This window comes from Camelimonas sp. FR25 (genome assembly GCF_059740505.1).
This window is the reverse complement of the sequence record NZ_JCAWFG010000084.1, coordinates 159690-185743: the sequence shown is the minus strand read 5'-3', so window position 1 is coordinate 185743 and position 26054 is coordinate 159690. Positions and strand designations below refer to the sequence as shown.

Below are 26054 nucleotides of genomic sequence, written 5' to 3'. Positions count from 1 at the left end.
CGGGGAGGACGCGGCTCCGGCTTTGGGGTCGCACAGGAGGAAGAACGGACATGGATTTTAACATTCCGCCGGACATCCAGGCTTACCTGGACGAGCTCGACCAGTTCATCGAGACCGAAATCAAGCCGATCGAGAACGCCGACGACAACATTCGGTTCTTCGACCACCGTCGCGAATATGCGCGCACCGATTTCGAGAACCAGGGCCTGCCGCGCCACGAGTGGGAAGAGCTGCTCACCCGCGTCAAGCGCATCGCCGACAAGGCCGGCCACTTCCGTTACGCCCTGCCGAAGGAGTTCGGCGGCAAGGACGGCACCAACCTCGGCATGGCCATCATCCGTGAGCACTTCGCCGCCAAGGGTCTGGGCCTGCACAACGATCTGCAGAACGAGCATTCGATCGTCGGCAACCAGCCGATCGTGCTGATCCTGCGCGACTTCGGCACCGATGCGCAGAAGAAGGATTTCATCCCGAAGCTGCTCGATGGCACCATGCGCATCACCTTCGGCCTCACCGATCTGCATCACGGTTCGGACGCCACCCACATGGAGACCCACGCGGTTCCGGAGACCCGTGACGGCGTCGCCGGCTGGCGCATCAATGGTCAGAAGATGTGGATCACCGGCATGCATGTCGCCACCCATTGCATGCTGTTCGCCCGCAGCCACGGCAGCAATGGCGACGCGTCTGGCATCACCGCCTTCCTGATTCCGGCCAATGATCCGGGCGTGGTGATCGAGGAGTACATGTGGACGTTCAACATGCCGACGGACCATCCGCGCATGTCGATCAAGGACGTCTGGGTGCCGGAGAGCGCCATCCTCGGCCCAATGGGCGGTGGTCTGGCCCTGGCCCAGCACTTCGTGCACGAGAACCGCATCCGTCAGGCGGCTTCCTCGCTCGGCGCTGCGGTCTATTGCATCAATGAGAGCGTCAAATACGCCCGCCAGCGCCAGCCGTTCGGCGAAGCGCTCGCAGTCAACCAGGCCATCCAGTTCCCGCTGGTCGAGCTGGCCACCCAGGCCGAAGGCCTGCGTCAGCTGATCCGCAAGACCGCCTGGGAAATGGACCAGATGGCCAAGCCGGAAGTGGCCAAGGTGCTCTCCGACAAGGTGTCGATGTGCAACTACTGGGCCAACCGCCTGGTCTGCGAGGCGGCTGACCGCGCCATGCAGGTGCACGGCGGCATGGGCTATTCGCGCCACAAGCCGTTCGAGCACATCTACCGTCACCACCGCCGCTACCGCATCACCGAGGGCTCGGAAGAGATCCAGATGCGCAAGGTCGCTGGTTACCTGTTCGGCTACATGGGTCCGAAGAAGGCCGAGTACGCCAAAATCGAGGCTGACGCGCGCCGCCCGAATAACCCGAAGAACAAGTGAAACGGTAGCAACGTCTTATGACCTCCAACGCGCCTTTTTCGCAGGCGGAGCTCGCTGAACGGCTTGGGCGCGTTGTCGCCCGCCGCATTGGCGGCGCTGGCGAAATTCTTGAGTTGCGTCGCCTCACCGGCGGCGCAACCAAACAGACCTGGGCGTTCTCGTCCGTCATCGACGGCGAGACGCGCGATTTCATCCTGCAGATGGTCGGCGAATTGCCGTCCGTCGACAGCGACCATCCGCGCGCCGGCATGCCGCGCGTCGCCGGTCGCGACGAAACCCTGCTGATGCTGGCTGGCATGGGCGCTGGCGTGCCGACGCCGCCGGTGCGCGTCGCCTTTGACGCCAGCGATGGGCTGGGCATCGGCCACATCACCGATTTTGTGCCCGGTGAGACCATCGCCCGCAAACTGCTGCGCGAACCCGATTATGCGGAACTGCGCAAGAACTTCGCCTTCCAGTGCGGCGAGGCGGTGGGCAAGCTGCACCGTATCGATCCCGCCAGCCTGCCATTTCTGGTGTCGTTCGGCGCCGAGATCCAGGTGGCCAAGTACAAGCAGATTTACCACAGCTTCGGTTACGCCATCCCGGCGCTGGATGTGGCCTTCGCCTGGGCCGAGGCCAATCTGCCGCGCGGCGTGCCGGATTCGGTGGTGCACGGCGATTTCCGTATGGGCAACATCATCTGCGGCCCAGATGGCATTCGCGCCGTGCTCGACTGGGAGCTGGCCTGCCTCGGCGACCCCATCGCCGATCTCGGCTGGCTTTGCACCAACACCTGGCGTTTTGGCGGCCCGCATCCGGTAGGCGGCGTCGGCTCGCGCGACGAGTTGATCGCCGGCTATGAAAAGACCAGCGGCAAGAAGGTCGACCCTGACCATTTGCGCTTCTGGGAAGCCTGGGGCTCGGTGAAATGGGGCGTGATGTGCCTGCTCAAGGGCCAGGCGCACAAGCGCGACGCCTCGGAGCGGACGGTTGAGGCCTTCGCCATCGGCCGCCGCATGGAGGAGCCGCTGTTCGATTTCTACCAGTATCTGACAGGGAAGGTCTGATATGCCGTCGAGCCTGCCACAAGCGTCCGAACTGGTCGCCGTCGTCCGCGAGTTTCTCGAGCGCGACATCCTGCCCGAATCCACTGGCGCGCGCTGGTTCAACCTCCGTGTCGCCGCCAATGTGCTGGCCATGGTCGAGCGCGAACTGCAGCTGGGCCAGGGGCTCGACGCCGCCGAGGCGGAGCGCCTGAAGGCTTTTGTCGCTGGCGACAGCCGCGAAGCCATGGAGCTGGCGCTGTCCGACGCCATTCGTGAAGGCGATATCGACTGGCGCACGCCAGGCCTCGCGGAGCATCTGCTGCAGAGCTGCGAGGATGCGCTGAAGATCAACAATCCCAAATGGGCGCGCTGAACGGCCGTTGCGCCATTCGCCAGCCGTAAAACGATATCTTTTCAGGAGAGCAGCATGACCACTGAAGCAACTGGCCCGCTCAAGGGCGTCCGCATCGTTGAGTTCGCGGGCATTGGCCCGGGTCCGTTCGCCGCCGGCATGTTTGGCGACATGGGCGCTGACGTGATCCGCCTCGACCGCGTCGGCTCGAAGTTCACCGCCATGAAGTTCAGCGCCCGCGGCCGTCGCGTCGTTGACGTTGACCTGAAGAACCCGGAGAGCATCGAGGGCGTGCTGGAGTTGCTGGCCAGCGCCGACGCGCTGATCGAAGGCTTCCGTCCGGGCGTGATGGAGCGTCTCGGCCTCGGCCCGGATGTGGTGCTGGCCCGCAACCCGAAGCTGGTCTATGGCCGCATGACTGGCTGGGGCCAGGAAGGTCCGCTGGCCCAGGCCGCCGGCCATGACATCAACTACATCTCGATCACCGGCGCCCTGGCCGCCATTGGCCCGAAGAACGACCGTCCGGCGGCTCCGCTGAACCTCGTCGGCGACTTCGGCGGCGGCGCGCTGTATCTGGTGGTCGGCATCCTCGCCGGCATCGTCAGCGCCCGCGCCACCGGCAAGGGCCAGGTGGTCGACACCGCCATGTGCGACGGCGCCGTGTCGCTGATGTCGATGTTCTACGAATTCTCCGCCAGCGGCGCGTGGAAGGAAGAGCGCGAGGCCAATCTGCTTGACGGCGGCACGCACTTCTACGGCGCCTATGAGACCTCGGACGGCAAATACATCTCGATCGGTTCGATCGAGCCGCAGTTCTACGCCATCCTGCGCGAGAAGGCTGGCCTGACCGACGCCGCGTTCGACGCCCAGATGGACGCCTCCGCCTGGCCGGCGCTGAAGGAGAAGGTCGCCGCGGTGTTCAAGACCAAGACCCGCGACGAGTGGAACGCCATCATGGAAGGCACTGACATCTGCTACGCGCCGGTGCTGACCATGTCGGAAGCCAAGGAGCACGCGCACCTCAAGGCCCGCAACACCTTCGTCGAAGTCGACGGCGTGGTGCAGCCAGCGCCTGCGCCCCGCTTCTCGGCCACCCCGTCCAACGTGCGCAAGGTTGGCACGGCCAAGCTTGGCGACGTCGTCGCCGAGTGGAAGAAGTAAGCAGATCAAGGCGGCCCGGCGCGCCGGGCCATGCCGTGTATCTCAGGCCCCGGCGGTGACGCCGGGGCAATTTTTATGCGCTGCGCGCGTGGTGCGCGGTGCCGGGACAGGCTGCGGCGCGGCGTTTGACCGACACGTCTCACAACAGTCGCCCGCGCGCGACCAACCCAGCCTCCCGCCGTCATGCCCGTGCTCGTCACGGGCATCCACGTCTTCTCCCGCGTCGTGCATGCGCCGCGCCACTCATCGGTCTGCGGTGGTGGCCTCGCCAGAAGCGCGCCAAACGCGTGGATGCCCGTGACGAGCACGGGCATGACGCTGAGGGAGGCGGAGGGGAAGACAGGCAGCAGGCTGGAGGCGCCTGCAAGGGCGAGGTTGGTTGCCTGAACTTGGGAGTGGCGATGGGGCGCAGCCAGTGTCCCGCCGTCATGCCCGTGCTCGTCACGGGCATCCACGTCGTCGCCGGCGTCGTCCACGCGCCGCGCCAACCAGTCTGCGGTAGTGGCCTCGCCAGAAGCGCGCCAAACGCGTGGATGCCCGTGACGAGCACGGGCATGACGGCGGGGGGCGCCGTTCCAGCTGTCGGGCTTGCGTTTTCGCCAGCGGCTATGGCGCTAACGGCTGAGCGTCTGGACATAATGGGCGAGGGCCTGTTGCGTGTCGGCAGGGATCTGGGGCGCGGCGTCGTGGGCCAGATCGGCCAGCGACTGGCCGCGCAGGGCGTCGCGCCACAGCTTTTCTGCCTGCAGCATACGCAGCCTGATCAGGCAGCTTTTGCTGTAGGCGCATGGATCCTTGCTCGCCGCCGGGCCGCACTGGCGGATCTCCTTACAGACAAACGCTGGCCCAGGGCCATCGATGGCTTCCACCACATCGAGCATGGTGATGTCCGCCGCCGGGCGGGCGAGGCGAAAGCCGCCGCGTGGCCCTGGCGTCGCTTCGGTGACCCCGGCCGCAGTCAGCGCCCGCAGATGCTTCAGCATGTAGCTTTCAGACAGCTCATAGAGCCGCGCCAGGTCGCGGCCCGACATTACCGCGCCAGCAGGCAGCGCCGCCAGCACCAGCACACAATGCATTGAGGCCTCAACCCCGTCGCTCAAGCGCCGCAACACATCCCCCTGGCAAAGCCCTCGACTTGACAGAGCGATCATAGCTGGTTTGTATCGTGGATACAAAGTATCGATGATTAGCCGCGGCTGGCCAGGGTCGGCGTGTGGCAGGAGGGACTGACATGCAGCAAAGAATGAACATCGCGACCCTGGCGCCGGCGCTGTACAAGGCGGTCTATGGGCTTGAGCTGGCGGTGCTGAATTCGGGCGTCGACCGGCATCTGCTGCATCTGCTGAAGCTGCGCGCCTCGCAAATCAATGGCTGCGCCTATTGCGTCGACATGCACGTCAAGGAGGCGCGCGCCGCCGGCATCCCTGAGCAGACATTGCATCTGGTGGCGGCGTGGCGAGAATCGCCGCTGTTTGACGCGCGTGAGCGCGCCGCTCTCGCCTGGACAGAAAGCCTCACCCTGGTCGCAGACACCGGCGTCCCCGACGCCGATTTCGCCGGTGCGAAAGCGGTGTTCAGCGACGAAGAGATCGCCCAGCTGACCATCGCCATTGGCACGATCAATGTCTGGAACCGGATCGCGGTCAGCTCACGGCTCATGCATCCGGTCGATTAGGTCCGGCGCAGGTCGAGCGCCACGCGGCAGGCGCCATTACGCCCCGCCGTCATGCCCGTGCTCGTCACGGGCATCCACGTCTTCTCGGGCGTTGTGAATGCGCCGCGCCGCCCATCGGCCTGCGGTGTCGGCCCCGCCGAAAGGGCGCCAAACGCGTGGATGCCCGTGACGAGCACGGGCATGACGGTGGAGGAGGCGGAGGAGGAAGACAGGTAGCCGGCTGGGGCGCGCCTGCAAAAAGGCGAAGGCGGTTGCCTTAACCAGGGGGCGGCGACGCGCGCCCTATATCCGCGACGCCCGCAACCGGTATCCCGCCGTCATGCCCGTGCTTGTCACGGGCATCCACGTCTTGTCCTGCGTCGTGAGTGCACCGCGCCGCCAATCGGTCTGCAATGTCGGCCCCGCCGAAAGGGCGCCGAACGCGTGGATGCCCGTGACGAGCACGGGCATGACGGTGGAGGAGGTGGCGGAGGAGGCCAGGTAGCCGGAAGGGGCTGACCGAACGGCCGCCTCTGGGCTTACTCCGCCATGGTCAGGCGCAATTCGCGCTTCAGCAGTTTGCCGGCGGTGTTGCGTGGCAGATTGTCGACGAACAGCACCTTCTTTGGAACCTTGAACGGCGCCAGCTTCTCGCGGGCGTGGGCGATCAGCGCCTGCTCGTCGCCCTTGTGGCCGTCGCGCAGCACCACCACCGCCGTCACCGCCTCGATCCACTTCGGATCAGGCAGGCCAATCACCGCCACTTCCGAGACGCTCGGATGGGTGAACAGCACTTCCTCGACCTCGCGGCTGGCGATCATCGAGCCGCCCGACTTGATGATGTCCTTCACCCGGTCGACGACGTAGAGATAGCCTTCCTCATCCAGCACGCCGATGTCGCCGGAGTGGAACCAGCCGCCCTCGAACGCCTCGGCGGTCTCTTCCGGCTTGTTCCAGTAGCCCAGCAGCAGCTGGGGCGAGCGGTGAACGATCTCGCCCTGCACGCCGGGGGCGACGTCGTTCATGTGCTCATCGACGACGCGGGTTTCGACATTCAGCACCGGGCGACCAGCCGAAGCGGGGCGAGCGTCGTGCTCCTCCGGGCGCAGCACCGTGGCCAGGGGGCCAATTTCTGACTGGCCATAGCAGTTGAAGGCGCGGGCGCCATTCAGCCGCTCGCGCAGCTCCTGCAGCACCGGCACCGGCATGATCGAGGCGCCATAATAGACATTCTTCAGCTGGCTAAGGTTGCGGGTGGCGAAATCCGGATGGCGCAGCAGGCTGATCCACACCGTCGGCGGCGCGAAGAACGACGTCACCTGATGGCGCTCGATCAGTTCCAGCACCAGTTCAGGCAGCGGCGCCTCGATCAGCACGGTGAAGGCGCCGAGCAGCATCGACGGCACGGTGAAACAGTGCATCTGCGCCGTGTGATACAGCGGCAGAGCGGCGAGCCAGCGATCCTCCCGACCGAGCTCCAGATTGAACATGCAGCTGGCGTATTCGGCCATTTGGGCGCGATGGGTCATCATCGCGCCCTTGGGCATGGCGGTGGTGCCAGAGGTATAGGTGATCTGGACGAGGTCGTTGTCATCCTGATCGACATCGACCGGGGCGATGTCAGCTTCGTCAAGCGCCGCCGCCAGCACGTCGATGTCGCCGCCGTCGCCAAACGTGCCGATGAAAGCAAGCCCAGGCTTGCCGCGCATTTTCAGGGCGTTGTCGGCGAGGAAGGGATCATAGATCAGCGCGCGCGCGCCCGACTGGTCGACAATGTAGCCCAGCTCGGTTTCGGTGAGCGCGTAATTGATCGGCACATGCACCACGCCGGCGCGGGCGCAGGCGAGAAACAGGATCAGATAGGCGTCGGAATTGCGACCATAGGCGCCGACCCGCTCCCCCTTGTTCAGCCCCAACGCCAGCAGCCGCGCCGCCACATGATCAATGGCTTTGTTGAGGCCGGCGTAGCTCCACGCGCGCTCGCCAAACTGCAGCGCCGGGGCGTCGCCCATACGCAGCGCCGAGCGGCGGATGGCGTCTGAAATGGTGTTGCGGCGCGCACGTGCGCCAGAAGTGATGTCGACGCTCAAAGGGTCCTCCCAGGCATGGCGATTTATCGCCGCGCACATTACCGCGCCAATTCCAGCGGCGCCATGTCAGGAGCTTGCCCGGCGCAGCGGCCACGACCAAAGGCTGGTGGATAGTGCGCCAGGGGACGTCCGGCCTTGGCGTCGTGCGCGCGTCAGGGCAGGCTGGTGAAGCCGCCATTGAGATAGAGCAGCGGGGCGCCATGATCCGCCGCCCAGGCGGCGGTGACGCGGCCGGTGACGATGGAATGGGTGCCGGCGGTGACGATGCTGTCGACCTGGCACTGCATCCACGCCTGGGCGCCCGCCAACGCAAGCGCCGGGGCGGGCGCGCCCGCCTGCTCCGGGCGCCGCCAGTCGCCGGTGGCGAAGCGGCTGTGGCCCGCGCCTGGCCGGGCGAAGGCCTCGGCCACATCCTGCTGGCTGGCGTCGAGAATGTTCAGGCAGAAACCGTCGCCCTGGGTCAGCGGCTCGTGCAGCGAGGCGCTGGTGTTGATCACCACCAGCACCGATGGCGGCTCCAGCGACACCGAGCTGTAAGCTGTGACGGTCATGCCATGATCCTCGCCATTGCGGCGGGTGGTGACGATGGCGACGGAGCTGGCGACGCGGCGCATGGCGCGGCGCAGATCATCGGCGACCGCCGTGGGCTGCGTCGCCGCTGGTTGCTTGGCCTGCATGGAGATCAACTGCCCTGGGCTGGCGCGACAATGGTGAAATCAAGCGGCGGCAGACCTGCGACCCGGGCCGCCACCTGGTCTCCCGGGAGCAACGGCCCAACGCCCGCCGGGGTTCCGGTGAAGATCAGATCGCCGGGGGCCAGATTCATGGCCTGAGAGGCGATGGCGATGACATCGGCCACAGGCCAGATCATGTCGGAGGTGCGGCCACGCTGCCGTTCGGCCCCATTGACGCTGAGCCACAGGTCGACGTCGGTCAGATCGCCAGCCTGGGCGACGGGCACAATGGCGCCGCAGGGGGCGGAGGCGTCAAAGGCCTTGCCCCAATCCCATGGCCGGCCGATCGCCTTGGCGGCGTTCTGCAAATCGCGGCGGGTCAGATCGACGCCGACCGCATAGCCAAAAACGTGCTCCGGTGCCTCTGCGGCGGCGATGTTCGCGCCGCCCTTGCCGATCGCCACGACCAGCTCGACCTCGAAATGCAGATTGCTGGTGAGCGGCGGATAAATGATGTCGCCGCCGTCCCGCACCGCGTCGCCCGGCTTCATGAAGAAAAACGGCGGCTCGCGCTCGGGGTCGCTGCCCATCTCGCGGGCATGGTCGGCGTAATTGCGCCCGACACAGAGGATGCGCCGCACCGGGAAGCGGGCCTGCGTGCCAGCGACGGCGACCGAGGGGCTGGGTGGCGCCGGGATGACGAATTCTGCGGCGATTTCTGTCATGTGCGCCTCCTCGGGCTGTTGCGTCAGCGCCGCTGCCGGATACGCGCCTGAATGACGCTTTGCATGTTCAGGCGCAGCCAGGTGCTGTCGTAGCGTCGTCGCAGGCGGCGGGCAAGGCGCGTGGTTACGGCCCAGGGAACCGGACGAGACAACAAACGCAGGCAATAAGCCAGGCAATGATCACGGCGCGACAGGCTGCAGCGCCGCAACATCACGTCGGAGGCAGACGGCGCATGCTGCACGGCGCCTGTGCGATCACCCTCCGTCAGCTGGCTGCCGAGCGGGCGCCCTGGTCAATTGGTCGGGCTCCTTCTGTGAAATAAAATAATGGCGCATTTTTCACGTATGTATTGGCGGCAATAATCGCTGGCAGCCACATTGAAGCGCGGCGACCGGCCACTATACTCGCAGCAGGCGGAAGCAGGCGGCGTCAGCGCCCCTATCCGTCAGCAAACAGGTGGCTTTATGGGAAACTATGCTTAGCGATTCCGCATTGCTGATCACCGGTGCGGCCCTGGCGGCCATCGTTGGCGGGGCGCTGTTGCTGCGGCGGCGTGCGCTCGCTGCGCCGCCCGCGCCGCCGCCAGAGGCGGTCGCCCGCGCCGCCTCGTCGGTGACGCGCGTCGAACCCTCGCCGCCGGCGGTGACGCAGCCCGCGCCTGAGCCGATCGCGTCGGGCGCGCACCCAGCCAGCCTTGCGGCGGCCGAGCCCTGGCGCAGCGGCGCCACCACCGTACGTCGCGCCGGCGGCGACAGCGTTGCGCCTGACGCCGCCAGCGCGGCCTGGCCAGCGGCGGGCGGCGTGGCGCGCGCTCCCGCCCCAGGCGCCGCAGGAGGCGCCGGCCAGTCGCGTATCGAGGCGCTGGTGTTGCGCGCTGCGCTGGAGGATGCGTTGGAGCATCTGGTCGAGGTGTATGGCGAGGAGTATCTCGACGCGTTTTATTCCAGGCGCTTACGGCGGAATGTGGAGCCATATCGTGAGCTGGTGGCGGCCGCCAACGATCCCGCCGTGTCACAACAGGGACTGCGTCAGGCGGCCGAAGCCGAGGAGGCGCTACGCAAGGTGGTGGCGTCGGCGCGCGACCGCGCCCGCCAGTCCCATGGCTGAGGCCTGGCGACTGGCGCCATAGCTGCCGCAACAACTGTCGGCGCCAGGTCGCGGACATCAGGCGCCGCAGTCACGGGGCGCCCTCAGGCCGCCGCCGCTGCGCGGCGGCGTGCGCGCCTGCCACAAGCAGGCGAGGGACTGCATAGCCCTATCCGGAGGCTGCCGCCGCGGCCAAAGGGGGGGCGCTGGTCTGGCGCCGCCGGGCCGTCACCGCTCCTCTGGGGCCGGATCAGAGCCGCGCGCGCCAGATATCGTCACCATCGCCATGCCTCACGCTGGTTACGTAAGGTTAAATAGCGGCGCGCAGCACGAACTTGAATAAACCGGTGTAAAGATCTAGATGTGAGACGCGCCGATGCGCGCACGGGTCTGACGGGCCGACGCGGCTGGTCTGTGAGGTTGCTTGAATGCGATCGTTTCGCCTGCAAGGTTCTGCTTACGCTGTCGACAGGGGCCGGGGGCGCCGCGGCTGGCTCCAGGCTTTGCGAGCGGGTCGGGGCGGGAGCGAGCGTGGCGATCCGCAATTGGCTTGACCGAGAGCGGTGCGCAGCAGTCGCGTAAACGGCGGCCTTCAGGCGCATCTGGCGCAAGCCGCCGCCATTGCTCGGGGCAGACGGCTGCGCGCGGCTTGCCCGTCTGGCGAGGACGTCTGGCAGGATTGCATATAGACTGTCGCCGGCGCTGCGCCCTCGCGCGGCGCCGAACTGATTCTCCGGCGGTTGTCCGGTCTTTGGAGCGTAGTGAATGGCGAAGGGAGGGATGACGAAGGCTGGCCGGTCCGACAGGCGTCATGACAACAAGGGGCAGGATGGTCTGCAGGTGGCGGCGTTGCCCTACCGCCGGCTGATCGACGGCTCGTTGCAGATCATGCTGATCACGTCGCGCGACACGGGCCGCTGGGTCATCCCCAAGGGCTGGCCGATGAAACGCCGCACCGACGCCCAGGCCGCCGCCCAGGAGGCATGGGAGGAGGCGGGCTTGCGCGGGCGCATCAGCCATGAGCCCGTTGGCGTCTATGGCTATATCAAGCGCCGCAAGAATGGCCAGTTGCAGCAATGTTCAGTCACGGTGTTCCCTTTGCTGGTGCGTGGTCAGGATGAGGCCTTCCCTGAACAGGGGCAGCGCGACCGCGTCTGGCACCCCCAGGATGTCGCCGCCGGCCTCGTCGCTGAGCCTGAACTGGCGGACATCATTGACACGCTTGATGAGCGCCTGTTGGGCGCGTTGCCGCGCTCTCGCCCACGCATCGAGGCGCCGCTGATCGACAAGGACGGCGGCATGATGAGTTTCCGGCAATTGGCGCCGCTGCCGCGCACCGCGCCCACCCGCCCTGCGACGGCTGGCGGCGGCGCCCGGGGGGCTGCGTCCGACCCTGAGACGGCGTAAGCGACAGCCCCGGTCGGGCCTGGCGAGCGGCGTAATGGGCAAATAATAGGGGTGGCGACCGGCCATGTCGGCAGGATGGGTCAGGTCGCGCCTGTGCGCGCGTTGGCGCCGTCGCCAGCAACCGTCCACGCCAATGGCCGCTCGATCTGGGCTTGGCCAATGCGCATACGCAAGAGGATTCGCAGACGCCAGCATTCCAGGCAGGCATGTCCAAATTGCGGCTTCACCTTTCTTCCGGGTTGCTATCACAAATTTTATGCGATCTAGTTCTTCCCTATAAAGTATAAACTGGGGAGTACGCCGTGATTGTTGGGAAGCGGACCTTTTTGTCCGGACTATGCGCCGCCGCATTGCTCGTGGCCGGGGGGCTGTCGCCCGCCATGGCCGAGAAGAAGTACAGTCGCGGCGCCAGCGATACGGAGATTGTCGTCGGCAATTTCGTGCCTTACAGCGGCCCGGCCTCCGCTTATGGCGTGGTCGGCAAGGTGGCGTCGGCCTATTTCAAGATGCTGAACGAGCAGGGCGGCATTAACGGGCGCAAGATCAAGTTCCTGTCCTATGACGACGCCTACAGCCCCCCCAAAGCGGTGGAACAGACCCGCAAGCTGGTGGAGAATGATGGCGTGCTGGTGCTGTTCGGCACGGTGGGCACGCCCTCCAACACCGCCATCATGAAATATATGAACCAGAAGAAGGTGCCGCACCTCCTGCTCGCTTCCGGCGGCACGCGCTTTGGCGATGACCCCAAGCAGTTCCCGTGGACGATGCCGTTCAACGCCTCCTATAATTCGGAAGGTCGCGCATACGCCGCCCTGATCAAGGAGAAGTATCCGAACGCCAAGATCGCCGTGCTGGTACAGAACGACGATTACGGCAAGGATATCTACAAAGGCGTGAAGGATGGGCTTGGCGACAAGACCTCGATGATCGTCGCTGAAGCGCATTATGACCTCACCGATCCCACCGTCGATTCGCAGATGGTGAAGCTGAAGGCCTCGGGCGCGGACCTGTTCCTCAATCTGTCGACGCCCAAGTTCGCCGCCCAGTCGACCCGCAAGCTTGGCGAGCTGAACTGGAAGCCGGTGCACATCCTCAACAACGTGGCCGCCCAGGTCGGCGCCGTGCTGATCCCCGCCGGCCTTGAGAACGCCCAGGGCGCTATCACCGCGACCTATGTGAAGGACATCACCGACCCGGCGCTGGCCAATAGCGCTGACGTCAAGGTCTTCAAGGAGTTCATGACCAAATATGTGCCGGACGGCGATCTGAACAATTCGCTCTACGCCTACGGCTACGCCATCACCGCCTCGCTGGCGCACATCCTCAAGCAGGCTGGCGACAATCTGACCACGGACAACGTCATGGCCGTCGCCACCAGCCTGAAGGACTTCAAGCCGCCGCTGCTGCAGGAGGGCATCACGATGTCCACCTCGCCGACCGATCACTTCCCGATCGAGGATCTGCAGATGATGGTGTTCAAGGGCGACCGCTGGGTGCTCGACGGCCCGGTCATCAGCGCCCGCGGCTCCCAGGGCAAGTAATATAAGACCCCGATGAGCAGTACTCATCGGGTTCTGATCAAGCCCGAGCGGCGCTTGAGCTTCGCAGGTCGCGGATGCGTCACTATCTTCGCGACCTGGATTAAGCCTCGCCGGCCTACGTCGCGTATCGCCCATAGAGCACAAAGCATGTGCGCCCCCGTCATTGGGGGCGCGCAACGGGCGGGCGCGCAACTGGCGGGCGCACAACCGGGGCGCAGCCAACAGGCTGGAAGGCGCCGACGCTCCTGGCGAAACGCGCGCCGTTGCGCCCCGAACGCTTTGCCGTCATGCCCGTGCTTGCCACGGGCATCCACGTCTCCTCACGCACAGCCCAGTCGCCACAACGCAACTCGTTCCTCATCGCGATCCGGTCGCACCGAGCGCCAAACGCAAGGCTGCCCGTGACGGGCACGGGCATGACGGAGATGGGACAACGGGCGGCGAGGTGATAGCCGTCAGGGTCGTCGGCTCGAAAGCGCAGCCCGCGCCGGTTCATCGAGACAACTTACGCTGCGCAGCCTGTGTCCCGCCGTTATGTCCGTGCACGTTACGGTCGTCCCCGCTCTGACATCTGCCTGTCTGTGGCTGCCTTGCGATCACGCGGGCGATGTGGCGCCGGTCACCACGCAATGTGCGGTTCGCGCGACCGACATGGGCATGGCGGCGGAGCCAAGACCCGCTCGTCCGGTCACGCGCATCGACACTGTAGCCCGCCCGCACAAAACGTCGCCCTGGTGGCTGCATCGCGGCGCGCATATCGCCCCGCGCGACAAAACCATGTAGCTCGCCGCGGCTGGCGTCCCTCGCCATGGGCGCCCCCGGGCGGCTGTCGCCAGCCGCTGTGCACACCGGCGCAGCAGGCGCATTTGCGACTTGCCAATCCCGCCGCCGGACGGCACAACAACTGCCGACCCCGCGCTGGCAGCGACGCCGCGCGGCCCGCGCCCCGGCGCGGCGATGCGCTCCTTCTCGCCAGCGGCGATGCGGGACGCCCGGATGGATGGGTGGCCGAGTGGTTTAAGGCAGCGGTCTTGAAAACCGCCGTGCGGGCAACCGTACCGTGAGTTCGAATCTCACCCCATCCGCCAATGACTTTGTCCAGCGCCAAGATTGTTAAATGCGTGTCCGGCGGGCCATTTTTCTGGCCCCCCTTCGGCATGGTTCAACATGTGGTGGAGGGCGGGTTTTCGGCAGGCAGCCAGCAAAAAATGCGGGTTTGCAGGAGCAAATCCACCTCGCAACCGGGCCTCCCACATCAAGGCAGACGTTACTTCACCACCACTTTCGCGCCGATGGGCACGCGGCTGTACAGGTCGATGACATCCTGGTTGAGCATGCGAATGCAGCCGGACGATACGGCTTCGCCGATGGTGTGCGGTTCATTGGTGCCGTGGATGCGATACAGCGTGTCGCGGCCGCCGCGGAACAGGTAGAGCGCCCGCGCGCCCAAAGGGTTGTGCGTGCCGCCGGTCATGCCGCCCGCCCATGGGCGGTTCTTCTCCGGATTGCGCCGGATCATGTCGGGCGTCGGCGTCCAGCGGGGCCATTCGGCCTTGCGCTGGATGTTGGCCGAGCCCTTGAACTCAAGCCCCTCCTGGCCCACGCCGATGCCGTAGCGCATCGCCTTGCCGTTCTCCCGCACCAGAAACAGAAACCGCTGACCGGTGTCGATCACCAGCGTGCCCGGCGCTTCAGGGCCGTGATAGTCGACCAGCTGGCGAACATTGCGCGGATCGAGGTCCTGTGCCGCGACCGGAGGCACGTGATGCTTTTCCCCTGGCACGCTGCCGTAGCGGGCGGCCGTTTCCGGATCGACACGGGGCGCAGGCGGCGCGACGGCAGCGGGTGGCGGCTGGGTGGTGACGCAGGCCGACAGCGCGATGGCGGCGAACGTCGCAAGGCAGACCCGTGTGGTCAGATAACGAAGCCGGGCCATCTCAGCCGCGCTCCGCTTTCTGACGGGCCCGCGCGTCCTTGACCGCCGCCGAGAAGCCGTCGAAGTCGAGCGAGCTTTCCACCCGGAACGGGCCGATCAGATAGGCCGGCGTGCCGCGAAAGCCGATGGAATCGGCCTGCGCCATATTGCGCTTAAGCAGGGCGCGAATGGCGTCGCCGTGCTGGTTCATATCGGCGTTGAGGCGCTGCATGTCGACGCCCGAGGCAGCCACGGCCTTTGACATGACCTCGGATTCAATGCGCCGGCCCGGAATGCCCATCAGGGCGTGATGCGCCTCGCGGTAACGGTTCTGCCTCGCCGCCGCCAGCGCCATCTGCGCCCCATGCACTGACGCAAGACCGAGGATCGGCCAGTCCTTGTAAACGAGGCGCACGCGACCATCCTCGCGCACCAGCCGGTCGAGGGCGGGCGTCGAGCTTTTGCAGAACGGGCAGTTGTAGTCGAGGAAGGCGACAATGGTGACATCGCCGTTGGCTGCGCCGGTCCACGGCGCTTCAGGGTCGTTCAGAATCATCTCGCGGGAGACGTCGTCCGTATTGGCGAAGGCCGGCAGCGGCAGGCTCGTGGCGGCGGCGACGCCAACGAGGCCGCCGAGCATTTGGCGACGGGACAGGGACAGATCAGTCATGACAGGCTCTCTTCTCGTGAATGGTGGGGTTTGAACCGGCAGGGCTCACAGCCCGGCCTGGTCGAGGCGGTTGAGGAAGCCGGCGCGGTCGATGGCGCCGACGATCTTTGGCTGGCCAGCCACCGGCGCCGTTGGGTCTTTCATCAGGATGATGGCGGGCGGGCCGACCACGGCGAAGCGCTGCATCAGGGCGCGGCTGTCGGCGTCATTGCGGGTGACGTCGATACGGATGAGCTGGCGCTGCGCCAGTCGCGCCATCACCTCGGGCGACTGAAAGACCTCACGGTCGATCTGTTTGCAGATGCTGCACCAGTCGGCGGTGAAATCGACCACGACGCTCTGACCGGCGGAAGCGGCGACGGCCAGCGCGCGCTCAAAATCGGCTGTGGTGCGAACGGTGACGGCGCGCACGCTTCCTGGCCCGGAGGTGGCGGCGGCGGGCGTGGCGAAGCGGGCCAGCGGTTGCAGCGGATCGGCCGCGCCGCTAGCCGCCCCGACCAGCAGGATGACGCCATAGATAGCCGCGACGAGGCCGCCAGCCCGCGCCAGTTGCGCCGGCGCGGAGGCTGGGCCGCTGCGGTCAAAGGCGCCGAGGAACACGCTGACGCCAAGCGCCAGAAGCGCCCACAGCATCAGCCCCACGGGTCCCGGCAGCATGCGGCTCGACAGGTAAATGGCGGTGGCGAGGAAGATCACGCCAAAGGCGTGATTGACCCGGATCAGCCATGGCCCATTGCGCGGAAGGGCGCGCGGTCCGACCAGGCCCAGCGCCAGCAGCGGCGCGCCCATGCCAAGACCCAGCGCGAACAGGGCCACGGCGCCGCGCGTCACATCGCCGGTTTGCGAGACATAGAGCAGGGCGCCCGCCAGCGGCGGCGTTACGCATGGGCCGACGATCAGGGCTGAGGTGAAGCCAAGGGCGGCGGCGCCAGGCAGCGAGCCACGGGCGTGGCCGCCGCTGCGGGCGAGGCGGCTGGTGATGAAATCGGGCGCCTTCAGCTCGTAGAAGCCGAACATCGACAAGGCGAGCGCCACGAAGATCAGGCTCATGGCGCCGATCGCCCACGGCGTCTGCAACACCATCTGCAGGTTCTGCCCTGACCAGCCGGCGACCACGCCGAGCGCGCCATAGGCCGTGGCCATGGCCAGCACATAGGTGAGCGCCAGCATAAAGCCGCGACCGCTGGTGGCTGCGCCCGAGCGCGCCAACATGCCCGACACCACCGGAACCATCGGCAATACGCAGGGCGTCAGGCTAAGCAACAGGCCAAAGCCAACAAACGCCGCCGCCAGCGGCGCAAGGCCAAGCGCCATCACCCGCGAGGCGATGTCCTGGCTGTCATCGATTGCGCCCGGGGGCGAAGCAACTGCGGGCTGCCCAGCCATGGCGTCGTCCACCTTTGCACCGGCATTCCTGGGTGCGGCGGCCATGCTGGCGCCAGGGGATTCTGCTTCGCTTACGGTGAGGGTGGCGAGGTCGATCTGGCGGGTCTGCGGCGGATAGCAGACGCCGCGCGTTGCATCGCAGCCCTGATAAGTGAGGGTGGCGACGCCGCGCGCCGGCGCTGATGCGGCGCGGACCCGCGTTTCGCCAGGCCCTTCCAGCACATGGGTCGGCCCAAAGGTGGGGTCGTCCTTTTCGACGCCAGGCGGCATATCGATCGCCAGCGTTGCCCCGGAAGCCTCGCGCAGGGTGATGCTGTCGCGATAAAGATAGGCGCCCGCCGATATTTGCCAGCTGAGATCGAGCTCGCCCGTGATGGTGCGGCTGGCGACGAAGGGGAAGGCAGCGTCGGCCGCGGGGCGCGCCGCAGCCATTGCGCCAGGGATTGAAGCCAACAGCGCGCCAGCAAGGGCGATAAAGGCTAGCAGCAGGCGTCCAGGCGATGACATCAGCAACCCTCCGTCGTGGCGTTGTCGCCGCTGGGGTCGCCCGCCTGCCTTAAGCCAGCCTTAAGCCGCCGGCTTTCTGTTGGGGGAGAGGTCTGGCCATTCCCTCAGGCCAGGGGTGGCCAGGGATGGGGCAGGAAACGGGCAGGCGCGCCGCACAGCCGCCTGTGCTGGGCCAGGAGAACAGCATGCGCATATTGGTGGTGGAGGATGATGCGGATCTGCGCGGCGCGCTGCAGGTGGGCCTGTCCCTGCAGGGGCTGACCGTAGATTGCGCCGCCGATTTCCACGATGCCGACGCCGCCCTGATCGCAGGCGCGTTCGACGCGGTGATCCTCGACATCATGCTGCCGGACGGCTCAGGGCTTGATCTGCTGGCCAGCATGCGAGATCGCGGCGACGCCACCCCGGTGCTGATGCTGACAGCGCGCGACGCCGTGGCCGATCGCATCCGCGGGCTCGACTGCGGCGCAGATGACTACCTCGGCAAGCCGTTTGATCTGCAGGAGGTGGCGGCGCGGCTGCGCGCCCTGCGACGGCGCGCCGACGGCGAAAGCAGCGGCCAGTTGCGCTGTGGCGAGCTCGCTGTCGATCCCGGCCGCCGTCTTGCGCTGCTGGGCGGCGAGCCGGTCAGCCTGTCGCGGCGTGAGTTCGCGCTGTTGCTGGCGTTGATGCGCCGGCCGGGGGCGGTGTTGTCGCGTGATCTGCTAACCGAGAAACTCTACGGCTGGCAGGAAGAGGTGGAGAGTAACGCGGTGGAGGTGCACATCCACAACCTCAGGGCCAAGATTGGTCGGGAACTGATCGAGACCGTGCGCGGCGTCGGCTACCGCATGCGCGTCCCGCCCCACCAGACGCAGAGCGCCCGGCCATGACCTCGCTGCGCAAACGGCTGTTCCTGCTGCTGACCCTCGCCACCTCGCTGGTGTGGCTGTCGGCGACGGTCTGGATCATGTTTGGCGCCCAACGCGAACTGCAACAGGTGCTCGACACACGCCTGATGGAGGCCGCCCGCATGGTCGCCTCGCTGGCGGCCCAGGGGCATGGCGGCGCCGCGGGCGGCGACAATACCGAAGCTCGCGCCGACGCAGCGGCAGGCTTCGTGACGCGGCCGGCGGATGGCGGCGGCTATTCGCGCCAGCTGTCGTGCCAGATCTGGTCGCTCGACGGGCGCCTCGTCGGCCGCTCAAGCGGCGCTCCGGATGAAGCGCTGTCAGAGGTGCAAAGCGGCTTCTCCGACCGGTTGGTCAATGGCGAGATGTGGCGGGTCTATGCTGTTACCGCCGCTGGCGGCGGCCAGCGGGTTCTGGTCGGCGACCGGCTCGCCCTGCGCGACCGCCTGGTGCAGGAATTGCTGCTGGGCCTGCTGCTGCCGGGCCTGCTGATCCTGCCGGTTCTGGCGCTGCTGATCTGGCTTATCGCCGGGCGCAGCCTGCAACCGCTCAACGCTCTGGCGGACAAATTGCGGACGCGCGGTCCGGACGAGCTGACGCCGGTCAGCGCCGGGCGGCCGATCACCGAGATCCAGCCCGTCATCGTGGCGCTCAATGATCTGTTCGGGCGGCTGGCGCGGCAACGTGATCATGAGCGCAGTTTCACCGCTTATGCCGCCCATGAGCTCAGAACGCCGCTCGCCGCGCTCAGGGCGCAGGCGCAGATCGCCCGCCTCGCGCCCGACGCCGAACGGCGTGATGCGGCGCTGGCACACATTGAGAGCGGCGTGGACCGCACGGCGCGCCTCATCGGCCAGCTGCTGGCGATGGCGCAACTCGACGCCAGCGAATGTGGCGGCGCCGCTGGCGCAATCAACGCCGGCGCCGAGATCGCGGCAGTGGCCGGCCAGGTGCGCAGCGACGGCGTCACGGTGTCCATTGACCAGGCGCTCGACGCCGTCACGCTGCCGATGACGCGTGAACTGTTCCACCTTGCGGTGCGCAATCTGCACGAGAACGCCGTGCAGCACACGGCCCCTGGCGGGGTGGTGCGTTGGCGGCTTGAGGGCGAAAGCCCAGACCAGCGCATTGTGGTGGAGGACACAGGCCCAGGCCTGCCTGAGGACGAGCTGGCCCGCGCCACCGAGCGGTTCTTTCGTGGACGGGCCGCCCGGCATGTGGGTAGCGGCCTGGGCCTCGCTATCGCCAGCGCTGCGCTGGCGCGCGGCGGCGCCAGCCTGAGCCTGCGCAACCGACCCGACGCCCCTGGGCTCGCAGCCGCCATTGAACTCAGGTTATTTGAACGCAAAACCCGGACACCCGGCGCCGTGCAGGAAGCTGTGGCCCGGTCTTAAGCTGTCCTTAAGCCAGCACAGGCAACAGCCGCGCCATGCAAGCCGTGACCCTTGGACCTTTGGTCTTTGCTGCTGATCGCCTCGCGGTGATCATTGGCGTTTTTGTCTTTTTGATCTGCAGCACCGTCGCCGCCAGCCGGCTGGCGCCGTCACTGGCGCGCTGGTCGTCGTGGGCGGCGGCCATGGCGTTCATCGGCGCCCGGCTGTGGCATGTGGCGGCGCACGCCGGCAATTTCGCGGACGATCCACTGCGGGCCCTGGCCTTCTGGCAGGGGGGCTTCGCCTGGGAGGGTGCTCTGCTCGGCGTGGCGCTGGCCAGCCTGTGGCTGCTACGCGGGGGACGGGCGCTTGCCGGCGCAGCGCTGTGCCTGGCCGCGGGCCTGTTCGCGTGGCATCTGACCGAGCAGCTGGTTGGCGCCGAATCCGGCCAGCCGGCGCCCGAGCACGCCTTGCACACGCTGGATGGCGCGCCGGTTACGCTTCAGACGTTCCGGGGCAAGCCGGTGGTGGTCAATTTGTGGGCCAGCTGGTGCCCGCCGTGCCGCCGCGAGATGCCGATGATGGCGGAGGTCGCCCGCAGGCATCCGGACGTGCATATCGTCTTCATCAATTCGGGGGAGGGCTTGCCGGCCATCCGTCGTTATCTCGCCCTGCAATCATTCGATTTGCCGAATGTGTTGCAGGATCCCGGCCAGAGCGTGGCGCGCCATTACGACATGCCAGGCTTGCCGGTGACGCTGTTCCTGGGGACGGATGGCCGACTGCGTTCCGCCCGCGTCGGCGAGATATCACGCGAGACGCTGGAGGCGGCCATCGGCAGGCTGGGGACGGCGAGCCAGGGCGTAGAGTGACCGGCGAGGCCAGGATGCGGCGCAATCCTGGCTGGCGGGCCGGTCAACCGGTCCGCCCGGTCATTCGGGCGCGGCGCCGGGCGCAAAGCTGACGGGGATTTTCAGATAGCGCACGCCATTGTCCTCAGCCTGCGGAAACCGGCCGGCGCGGATGTTGGTCTGGATCGACGGCAACAGCAGGCGCGGCGCTGAAAGCGTGGCGTCGCGGGCTTCGCGCATGGCGACGAACGCGTCTTCGGTCACGCCTGCGCCCACATGCACATTACCGGCGCGCTGCTCCGCCACCGTGGTCTCCCAGCGATAATCGTCGCGCCCCGGCGCCTTGTAGTCGTGGCACATGAACAGCCGGGTCTGCGGCGGCAACGCGAGCAGCCGCTGGATCGACCGGTAAAGCTGGCGCGCGTCGCCGCCGGGGAAGTCGGCGCGCGCGGTGCCGTAATCCGGCATGAACAGTGTGTCGCCGACGAACACTGCCTCGCCAATGCGATAGGACACATCGGCGGGCGTGTGGCCGGGCGTGTGCAGGATCTCGACTGTCAATGATCCAAGCGCCAGGCGCTCGCCGTCGCGGAACAGATGGTCGAAGTCGCGTCCATCGCTGTGCAGGTCGGTGGCGTTGAACACCGGACGGAAGATTTTCTGCACGTCGCGAATGTGCTCGCCGATGCCGATACGCGCGCCAGTGCGCGCCTTGATCCATGGCGCGCCGGACAGATGGTCGGCGTGGGCATGGGTCTCCAGCACCCAGCGCAAGGTGAGGCCAGCTGCGTCTGCGGCCCGCACAATGGCGCCGACAGATCTGGCGTCGACCTTGCCGCTGGCCATGTCAAAGTCAAAGACCGGGTCAATCACCGCTGCTTCGCCCGTCTCGGGGCAGGAAACCAGATAGCTGACCGTGTTGGTGGGCTCGTCAAAGAACGCCCGGATCTCAGGAGCAGTGCTCATTTCTGCGCCTCCTTGGCGGAAACCGTGGGTGGCGGCTGGCCGTCAGACCAACCGCCGTGCTGCTTGACAATGTATGCAATCTTACTACATTAGCAACAACTAATTCAAAGAAAGGAGACGACGATATGTCGGTCCAGACCATTTCCCCAACCGCGGCCCGGGCGCTTCAGCAGCAGGGCGTGCGGCTCATTGACATTCGTGGCGCCGACGAATTTGCCCGCGAACACATTTCCGGCGCGGCTTGCGCGCCCGGCGGCGCTGGCGCCGCGGCCACATGCGATGCGGGCGCCGTCTATTACTGCCGCAGCGGCATGCGCACGGCGGCGGCGGCGGACCAGCTGGCCGCCGGGAGCCAGGGGCAGCCCTGCTACATCATCGAGGGTGGGCTCGACGCGTGGAAGCGGGCCAGCCTTCCGGTTGTGACGGATCGCAGCCAGCCCATCGAAATGCAGCGGCAGGTGCAGATCGGCGCAGGCAGCCTGGTGCTGCTTGGCGTTGTGCTGGGCGCGCTGGTTCATCCCGCTTTTTTCGCCCTGTCGGGCTTTGTCGGCGCAGGCCTGATCTTCGCTGGCGTCTCCGGCTTCTGCGGCATGGCGCGCGTACTGGCTCTGGCGCCATGGAACCGGCGCGCCGCCAGCGTCTGATCCGGCGGGGGGGCAGGCCCGCGCGCCATGGCCGCCCCCCAAAGGCCGTCCCCTAAGGCCGTCGCGAATGCGCGCCATGCCCCGCTTGGCCGCCATGGCGCCGCCTGGGCCGCGCCACACGGCCCATGTCGACGGCATTGGGCGCGGTGGGGTCGGCGCATGGCGCTGCGCCTTGGCGGCGATCCTGCACACCATCACAGACCACAGAGCGCCGGCAGGCTGCGCGCCAACCAGCGCGCAAGTTGGCGCTCAAGTCGGCGCGCACGCTAACGCGTCAGTAAACGCGCCATGTCGGCGACGTCCGCCCACGTCCGTGGCGCCGGAGCAAGGCTAATGGACATCAATCTGTTGCAATTGGGCGCGGGCGCCCTCTCGGGGGCGCTGGTCGGCTTCATGCTCGGGCTTGCGGGCGGCGGCGGCTCCATCCTCGCCACGCCGCTGCTGATCTATGTGGTCGGAATCGCCAGTCCCCATGTGGCAATCGGCACGAGCGCGGTCGTGGTCGCGGTCAACGCCATCTTTGGCCTCGTCCACTACGCCCGCGCAGGCCTGGTGAAATGGCGCTGCGCCAGCGTGTTCGCCGTGGCGGGCGTCGGCGGCGCGCTGGGCGGGGCAGCGCTTGGCAAGGCGATCAGCGGCCCGTCCCTGCTGGTGTGGTTCGCGGGGCTCATGCTGGTGGTTGGCGCCCTGATGCTCACCGGCCGCAGCGGAGACGGTGATCCGGGCGTGCGGCTCAACTGGGGCAACTTCCCCGGACTTGTCGGCGCGGGCGGCCTCACCGGCGCGCTATCCGGCTTTTTCGGCATCGGCGGCGGCTTTCTGATCACCCCGGCGCTGATGGCCGCCAGCGGTATGCCATTGCAGTTCGCCATCGCTTCGTCGCTTGTCGCAGTCACCAGCTTCGGGACCGCAACCGCCGCCAGCTATGCGTCCAGCGGTTTGGTTGACTGGAGCGTGGCGCTGGCCATGGTTGCAGGCGGCGCGCCGGGTTCGGCGCTCGGCGCCATGGCGTCGCGCAATCTGGCCGCGCACAAACGCCTGCTGAATGTCGCGGTGGCGGTGATCATTATCCTCGCCGCCGTGTTCATTGGCGCGACAGCGCTGTGGCCACGCTGACCTGACGCGCGCATCATGGCGCGTTGCCCAAGGCGCGTTGCCCATTGCGCGTTGCCCAAGGCGCACTGCCCAAGGCGCGTTGCCCAAGGCTTACTGCCCATGCCGCGTGCCCAAGGCGCACAGCCCTTGGGCATCTCCCAAAGCGCCGGGCGGATGCGCGATGGCGGCGCCAGCATGGGCAGGCGCCATCGGAATGACGCTGGGGCGGCGTGGGCGATTAACTATTTGCGGCGCCAGGGGGGACCCGGAGGCGTCCGAAGCGGAGACGAACATGCAGGTGACGGCGACGGGCGGCGCGCCCATGCCAGGAATGGATATGGAGCTGCTGGAGCAGAAAGCAGGGGAGGTCGCAGACGTCCTGCGCGCGCTCGCCAACAAGCGTCGACTACTCATCCTGTGCAAGCTGGCGGAGCAGGGCGAGGCCAATGTCTCCTCGCTGGCTGACGCCGTTGGTCTGTCCCAGTCCGCGCTGTCCCAGCATCTCGCCCGCATGCGGGCGGAGGCGATCGTCAGCACGCGGCGCGAAAGCCAGACCATTTATTACCGCATCGCCGATCAGCGCATCGCAGCGATCATGGAAGCGCTCTACCGAACCTATTGCGCCCCAGGACAATGAGCTGCTGGCGGCGCAGTCATGGCCGCACACTCCTGGCAGCGTCGTCCTGGCAGCGTCGGTCTGGCTTCCGCAAGATCCGCGATACAGTATCCGCAACGCCACGCGGGCATGCGCCCGTCCGCGTTGATCAAGGGATTGCACTATGGCTGTGGTTTCGTGGTGACCTGGTCGCCGCCAAACATCCTGTTTAAAACTGGTTTTTTTGGGGCTCAACACAGATTGTCGGGGAGTGCAGGTCGGAAACGTGAAATCCGGGTGTGAAATGGCCCGGTGCAACCCGCTCATGCAACGAGCGAGGAAGTAGCAACAGTCTGACCATCGTCGACGGGCATTGAACGCTGGTCGGTGAAGCGTAAGCTAGCGATCGCGATCATCCAGGGCTGGCCGGCATTGGCTGAGGACAGTCGGTCGTCCACCTCTCGCTTTCGGAAGGTCGAGGGCAGGGGCAACGATTCCAGACGAGGGATGGAAAATTCCTTGGGCGCAAACCGCCCGACATTCGCGCGCAATACGAGACGCAACCGAAGTGTCTTCTGGAAGGTCTATGGTGACCAGAGCAATTTCCCGTGGGTCACTACTCACACGCCGCCGTGCGCGCTGCGACGCCGCCTAGCTGCGCCGCCGGCGCCAGAATGAGGGGGGATCGAGCACATCCTTGTAGCGGCCCTCATCGCGTGACGGCGCCGCCCCACGCAGCCAGATCTCGGCTGCGCTGTCGGCGGGGGCGCCTTCGGGCGCGGGCGCGCCGGATCTGGCGGTCTCTTCGGCAGGATGGACGTCGTGAGGGGCGGGGGGGAGCGGTCGCTCCGACGGGTCGGTCGTCTCCTGAAGCGCGAGACAGGCAGCGACGCCAGCCAGCAGATCCGGCAGTGACGCCCGGTTGATGAACACCGAGATGCCGCCAATCGGGCCCCGCGTCGGCAATATCTCCAGATGAACCCCATCGGCGTTGGCGCTCATGACCCGCACGATGCTCCGGTCCAGACGGATACGGTTTTTGCCGTCACTGAATGGCACGCTCCACCCCCAATAATCGCTCTTGTTAAGGTCAGTGTGCACGAAAACCCAAGGGCTGCATCTGCGACAATCGTCGGCGCCCAAGGCGCAGCTCGCCTGTACAGATGCGCCGGGTTGCGCCGCGGCTGGGGCCTGTCGCATCAGAGGCGGCGAGCTTGTCCCTGCCGGGGGCGCGCCGACAGAGTGGCGCGGCCGTGAGGCAGGAGGCGGCCCTGCGCTGCAACGCTGCCCCGTACGCAGCAGATCCCACCATCTGTGAAGGCCGCCAATGGTTGGGCCAGTCGTGCCAGTACGGCCGTGTCGGGCGCCACATCACTGGCTTGCAAGGGTATAGCGCCGGTGACCGCGACATGGCGGCGACAACGTCGTCGGGCGAGGATCGGGCGGCCGCCATGCAGCCGCCCAGGCCGGCATCAAGGGGGCCGGCATCAAGGGGTGTTGAGCAAGAGCCATGCTCTCGCCGCGCTTCGCCGCAACCCGATGGCGCAATGGCCCACAGCGCCCGAATGCGCCGCGCTTCGGCCAGAGGCCATGCGCAGCAGCATCAGCTGCGGCGGTTGCGCCGCTGGTGCTGCTGGCGCTCCTGGTCCATCACCGAGCGGACAATGGCGGCGTATTGTTCGCGGGCCTGGGCTTCGGTGAGCTCGCCGCGCTGGATTTTTTCGGCCAGAGCGATGTTCTGCGCCACGAGGATGCGCGAAATGCGCTGCTCTTCCGGCGAAGCGTAAGGTGTGATGTAGCGCTCGCGAACCGCTGCCTTGCATTTGGTCGAATCGACGATGGTGGCCGAGGTCTGGTCGCAACGGGCGATCTCGGTCCTGGCGATCTCCGCGTCGCGCGCCTTGGCAGCCTGCAGCTGCGTGGGCGACAGATTGGCGGTGCGCTGGCCGGTGGACTGGCAAGCGGTCAGCAGTGTGATCGCGGTCAGGGCGACGAGAGCTTTATACATCTTCAAACCTCGCAGTGCGGCGGCAGGACCAGAGTGGCCGTGTCGCCAGAATC

Annotated in this window: 24 protein-coding genes and 1 tRNA gene; 15 read left to right on the top strand and 10 right to left on the bottom strand. The window is 66.8% G+C overall.

From position 1 onward, the window contains the following. The first annotated feature begins 50 nt into the window (after nucleotides 1-50). From AC6A67_RS11715 to AC6A67_RS11700, 4 genes are read left to right on the top strand one after another with little or no spacing between them, the layout of a single operon-like run. Nucleotides 51-1382 carry an acyl-CoA dehydrogenase family protein gene (locus tag AC6A67_RS11715; RefSeq protein ID WP_498036732.1) on the top strand — a complete coding sequence of 444 codons (1332 nt, stop codon included), beginning with the start codon at nucleotides 51-53 and terminating at the stop codon, nucleotides 1380-1382. A gap of 17 nt (nucleotides 1383-1399) precedes the next feature. After that, nucleotides 1400-2431 (top strand): phosphotransferase family protein, encoded by a 1032-nt coding sequence (locus tag AC6A67_RS11710; RefSeq protein WP_498036731.1) that lies wholly within the window; start codon nucleotides 1400-1402, stop codon nucleotides 2429-2431. Nucleotide 2432: 1 nt separating this feature from the next. Further along, the gene (locus tag AC6A67_RS11705) at nucleotides 2433-2783 is read left to right on the top strand and encodes a DUF6285 domain-containing protein (RefSeq protein WP_498036730.1); all 351 of its coding nucleotides are present in this window, start codon (nucleotides 2433-2435) and stop codon (nucleotides 2781-2783) included. A 54-nt stretch (nucleotides 2784-2837) separates the two neighbouring features. Continuing rightward, the gene (locus AC6A67_RS11700; protein WP_498036729.1) at nucleotides 2838-3923 is read left to right on the top strand and encodes a CaiB/BaiF CoA transferase family protein; all 1086 of its coding nucleotides are present in this window, start codon (nucleotides 2838-2840) and stop codon (nucleotides 3921-3923) included. Nucleotides 3924-4537: 614 nt separating this feature from the next. Here AC6A67_RS11700 and AC6A67_RS11695 read toward each other — a convergent pair. Further along, on the bottom strand, nucleotides 4538-5023 hold the full coding sequence (locus AC6A67_RS11695; RefSeq protein ID WP_498036728.1) for an RrF2 family transcriptional regulator: 486 nt from the start codon (nucleotides 5021-5023) through the stop codon (nucleotides 4538-4540). 131 nt (nucleotides 5024-5154) lie between these two features. Between AC6A67_RS11695 and AC6A67_RS11690 the strand changes: the two genes are divergently transcribed. Beyond that, entirely contained in the window at nucleotides 5155-5598 is a 444-nt protein-coding gene (locus AC6A67_RS11690; RefSeq protein WP_498036727.1) for a carboxymuconolactone decarboxylase family protein, read from the top strand. Nucleotides 5599-6116: 518 nt separating this feature from the next. On the opposite strand, the gene AC6A67_RS11685 is transcribed toward AC6A67_RS11690, so the two are convergent. From AC6A67_RS11685 to AC6A67_RS11675, 3 genes are all read right to left on the bottom strand, one after another. Then, the gene (locus AC6A67_RS11685; protein WP_498036726.1) at nucleotides 6117-7667 is read right to left on the bottom strand and encodes an acyl-CoA synthetase; all 1551 of its coding nucleotides are present in this window, start codon (nucleotides 7665-7667) and stop codon (nucleotides 6117-6119) included. Nucleotides 7668-7819: 152 nt separating this feature from the next. Beyond that, nucleotides 7820-8344: a flavin reductase family protein gene (locus AC6A67_RS11680; RefSeq protein ID WP_498036725.1), complete on the bottom strand. Its 525-nt coding sequence runs from the start codon at nucleotides 8342-8344 to the stop codon at nucleotides 7820-7822. Between the two features lie 5 nt (nucleotides 8345-8349). Further along, complete coding sequence (locus AC6A67_RS11675) at nucleotides 8350-9066, bottom strand: fumarylacetoacetate hydrolase family protein (RefSeq protein WP_498036724.1); 717 nt, start codon at nucleotides 9064-9066, stop codon at nucleotides 8350-8352. Between the two features lie 475 nt (nucleotides 9067-9541). Here AC6A67_RS11675 and AC6A67_RS11670 point away from each other — a divergent pair, with 475 nt between their 5' ends. The 4 genes from AC6A67_RS11670 to AC6A67_RS11655 all read left to right on the top strand — a co-directional run bounded on the left by AC6A67_RS11670 (nucleotide 9542) and on the right by AC6A67_RS11655 (nucleotide 14189). Beyond that, nucleotides 9542-10174, top strand: coding sequence for a hypothetical protein (locus tag AC6A67_RS11670; protein WP_498036723.1), 633 nt, complete (start codon nucleotides 9542-9544; stop codon nucleotides 10172-10174). Between the two features lie 744 nt (nucleotides 10175-10918). Next, nucleotides 10919-11560: an NUDIX hydrolase gene (locus tag AC6A67_RS11665; RefSeq protein ID WP_498036722.1), complete on the top strand. Its 642-nt coding sequence runs from the start codon at nucleotides 10919-10921 to the stop codon at nucleotides 11558-11560. A gap of 305 nt (nucleotides 11561-11865) precedes the next feature. Continuing rightward, on the top strand, nucleotides 11866-13101 hold the full coding sequence (locus AC6A67_RS11660; RefSeq protein ID WP_498036851.1) for an ABC transporter substrate-binding protein: 1236 nt from the start codon (nucleotides 11866-11868) through the stop codon (nucleotides 13099-13101). Nucleotides 13102-14099: 998 nt separating this feature from the next. Beyond that, nucleotides 14100-14189 (top strand) — tRNA-Ser (locus tag AC6A67_RS11655). 179 nt (nucleotides 14190-14368) lie between these two features. Here the strand turns inward: AC6A67_RS11655 and AC6A67_RS11650 are convergent. The 3 genes from AC6A67_RS11650 to dsbD are packed head-to-tail and all read right to left on the bottom strand — an operon-like array spanning nucleotide 14369 to nucleotide 17579. Next, complete coding sequence (locus AC6A67_RS11650; protein ID WP_498036721.1) at nucleotides 14369-15037, bottom strand: L,D-transpeptidase; 669 nt, start codon at nucleotides 15035-15037, stop codon at nucleotides 14369-14371. Between the two features lies 1 nt (nucleotide 15038). Beyond that, nucleotides 15039-15671 (bottom strand): DsbA family protein, encoded by a 633-nt coding sequence (locus AC6A67_RS11645; protein WP_498036850.1) that lies wholly within the window; start codon nucleotides 15669-15671, stop codon nucleotides 15039-15041. A gap of 60 nt (nucleotides 15672-15731) precedes the next feature. After that, a complete protein-coding gene (gene dsbD / locus AC6A67_RS11640; protein ID WP_498036720.1) occupies nucleotides 15732-17579 on the bottom strand; it encodes a protein-disulfide reductase DsbD in 1848 nt (615 codons plus the stop codon). Between the two features lie 185 nt (nucleotides 17580-17764). Between dsbD and AC6A67_RS11635 the strand changes: the two genes are divergently transcribed. The 3 genes from AC6A67_RS11635 to AC6A67_RS11625 are packed head-to-tail and all read left to right on the top strand — an operon-like array spanning nucleotide 17765 to nucleotide 20714. Next, the gene (locus AC6A67_RS11635) at nucleotides 17765-18451 is read left to right on the top strand and encodes a response regulator (RefSeq protein WP_498036719.1); all 687 of its coding nucleotides are present in this window, start codon (nucleotides 17765-17767) and stop codon (nucleotides 18449-18451) included. Then, a complete protein-coding gene (locus AC6A67_RS11630) occupies nucleotides 18448-19863 on the top strand; it encodes an ATP-binding protein (protein WP_498036718.1) in 1416 nt (471 codons plus the stop codon). The genes AC6A67_RS11635 and AC6A67_RS11630 overlap by 4 nt, the downstream gene beginning before the upstream one ends. 35 nt (nucleotides 19864-19898) lie before the next feature. Further along, nucleotides 19899-20714 carry a prolipoprotein diacylglyceryl transferase family protein gene (locus AC6A67_RS11625; protein WP_498036717.1) on the top strand — a complete coding sequence of 272 codons (816 nt, stop codon included), beginning with the start codon at nucleotides 19899-19901 and terminating at the stop codon, nucleotides 20712-20714. A 60-nt stretch (nucleotides 20715-20774) separates the two neighbouring features. Here AC6A67_RS11625 and AC6A67_RS11620 read toward each other — a convergent pair whose 3' ends face one another. After that, nucleotides 20775-21659: an MBL fold metallo-hydrolase gene (locus AC6A67_RS11620; RefSeq protein ID WP_498036716.1), complete on the bottom strand. Its 885-nt coding sequence runs from the start codon at nucleotides 21657-21659 to the stop codon at nucleotides 20775-20777. Nucleotides 21660-21784: 125 nt separating this feature from the next. Between AC6A67_RS11620 and AC6A67_RS11615 the strand changes: the two genes are divergently transcribed. The 3 genes from AC6A67_RS11615 (at nucleotide 21785) to AC6A67_RS11605 (ending at nucleotide 24035) form a co-directional block, all read left to right on the top strand. Beyond that, nucleotides 21785-22303 (top strand): rhodanese family protein, encoded by a 519-nt coding sequence (locus AC6A67_RS11615; RefSeq protein WP_498036715.1) that lies wholly within the window; start codon nucleotides 21785-21787, stop codon nucleotides 22301-22303. 288 nt (nucleotides 22304-22591) lie between these two features. After that, entirely contained in the window at nucleotides 22592-23419 is an 828-nt protein-coding gene (locus AC6A67_RS11610) for a sulfite exporter TauE/SafE family protein (RefSeq protein WP_498036714.1), read from the top strand. Between the two features lie 271 nt (nucleotides 23420-23690). Continuing rightward, complete coding sequence (locus AC6A67_RS11605; RefSeq protein WP_498036713.1) at nucleotides 23691-24035, top strand: ArsR/SmtB family transcription factor; 345 nt, start codon at nucleotides 23691-23693, stop codon at nucleotides 24033-24035. 609 nt (nucleotides 24036-24644) lie between these two features. Here the strand turns inward: AC6A67_RS11605 and AC6A67_RS11600 are convergent. Beyond that, nucleotides 24645-25094: a hypothetical protein gene (locus tag AC6A67_RS11600; protein WP_498036712.1), complete on the bottom strand. Its 450-nt coding sequence runs from the start codon at nucleotides 25092-25094 to the stop codon at nucleotides 24645-24647. Nucleotides 25095-25596: 502 nt separating this feature from the next. Further along, nucleotides 25597-26001, bottom strand: coding sequence for a hypothetical protein (locus AC6A67_RS11595; protein ID WP_498036711.1), 405 nt, complete (start codon nucleotides 25999-26001; stop codon nucleotides 25597-25599). Nucleotides 26002-26054 lie beyond the last annotated feature (53 nt).

Excerpts from the sequence above, each read along its gene's own strand:
- AC6A67_RS11715 (WP_498036732.1), top strand. The coding sequence starts at position 51 with ATGGATTTTAACATTCCGCCGGACATCCAGGCTTACCTGGACGAGCTC.
- AC6A67_RS11710 (WP_498036731.1), top strand. The coding sequence starts at position 1,400 with ATGACCTCCAACGCGCCTTTTTCGCAGGCGGAGCTCGCTGAACGGCTT.
- AC6A67_RS11705 (WP_498036730.1), top strand. The coding sequence starts at position 2,433 with ATGCCGTCGAGCCTGCCACAAGCGTCCGAACTGGTCGCCGTCGTCCGC.
- AC6A67_RS11700 (WP_498036729.1), top strand. The coding sequence starts at position 2,838 with ATGACCACTGAAGCAACTGGCCCGCTCAAGGGCGTCCGCATCGTTGAG.
- AC6A67_RS11690 (WP_498036727.1), top strand. The coding sequence starts at position 5,155 with ATGCAGCAAAGAATGAACATCGCGACCCTGGCGCCGGCGCTGTACAAG.
- AC6A67_RS11680 (WP_498036725.1), bottom strand. The coding sequence starts at position 8,344 with ATGCAGGCCAAGCAACCAGCGGCGACGCAGCCCACGGCGGTCGCCGAT.
- AC6A67_RS11675 (WP_498036724.1), bottom strand. The coding sequence starts at position 9,066 with ATGACAGAAATCGCCGCAGAATTCGTCATCCCGGCGCCACCCAGCCCC.
- AC6A67_RS11670 (WP_498036723.1), top strand. The coding sequence starts at position 9,542 with ATGCTTAGCGATTCCGCATTGCTGATCACCGGTGCGGCCCTGGCGGCC.
- AC6A67_RS11665 (WP_498036722.1), top strand. The coding sequence starts at position 10,919 with ATGGCGAAGGGAGGGATGACGAAGGCTGGCCGGTCCGACAGGCGTCAT.
- AC6A67_RS11650 (WP_498036721.1), bottom strand. The coding sequence starts at position 15,037 with ATGGCCCGGCTTCGTTATCTGACCACACGGGTCTGCCTTGCGACGTTC.
- dsbD (WP_498036720.1), bottom strand. The coding sequence starts at position 17,579 with ATGTCATCGCCTGGACGCCTGCTGCTAGCCTTTATCGCCCTTGCTGGC.
- AC6A67_RS11635 (WP_498036719.1), top strand. The coding sequence starts at position 17,765 with ATGCGCATATTGGTGGTGGAGGATGATGCGGATCTGCGCGGCGCGCTG.
- AC6A67_RS11630 (WP_498036718.1), top strand. The coding sequence starts at position 18,448 with ATGACCTCGCTGCGCAAACGGCTGTTCCTGCTGCTGACCCTCGCCACC.
- AC6A67_RS11625 (WP_498036717.1), top strand. The coding sequence starts at position 19,899 with ATGCAAGCCGTGACCCTTGGACCTTTGGTCTTTGCTGCTGATCGCCTC.
- AC6A67_RS11620 (WP_498036716.1), bottom strand. The coding sequence starts at position 21,659 with ATGAGCACTGCTCCTGAGATCCGGGCGTTCTTTGACGAGCCCACCAAC.
- AC6A67_RS11615 (WP_498036715.1), top strand. The coding sequence starts at position 21,785 with ATGTCGGTCCAGACCATTTCCCCAACCGCGGCCCGGGCGCTTCAGCAG.
- AC6A67_RS11610 (WP_498036714.1), top strand. The coding sequence starts at position 22,592 with ATGTCGGCGACGTCCGCCCACGTCCGTGGCGCCGGAGCAAGGCTAATG.
- AC6A67_RS11605 (WP_498036713.1), top strand. The coding sequence starts at position 23,691 with ATGCAGGTGACGGCGACGGGCGGCGCGCCCATGCCAGGAATGGATATG.
- AC6A67_RS11595 (WP_498036711.1), bottom strand. The coding sequence starts at position 26,001 with ATGTATAAAGCTCTCGTCGCCCTGACCGCGATCACACTGCTGACCGCT.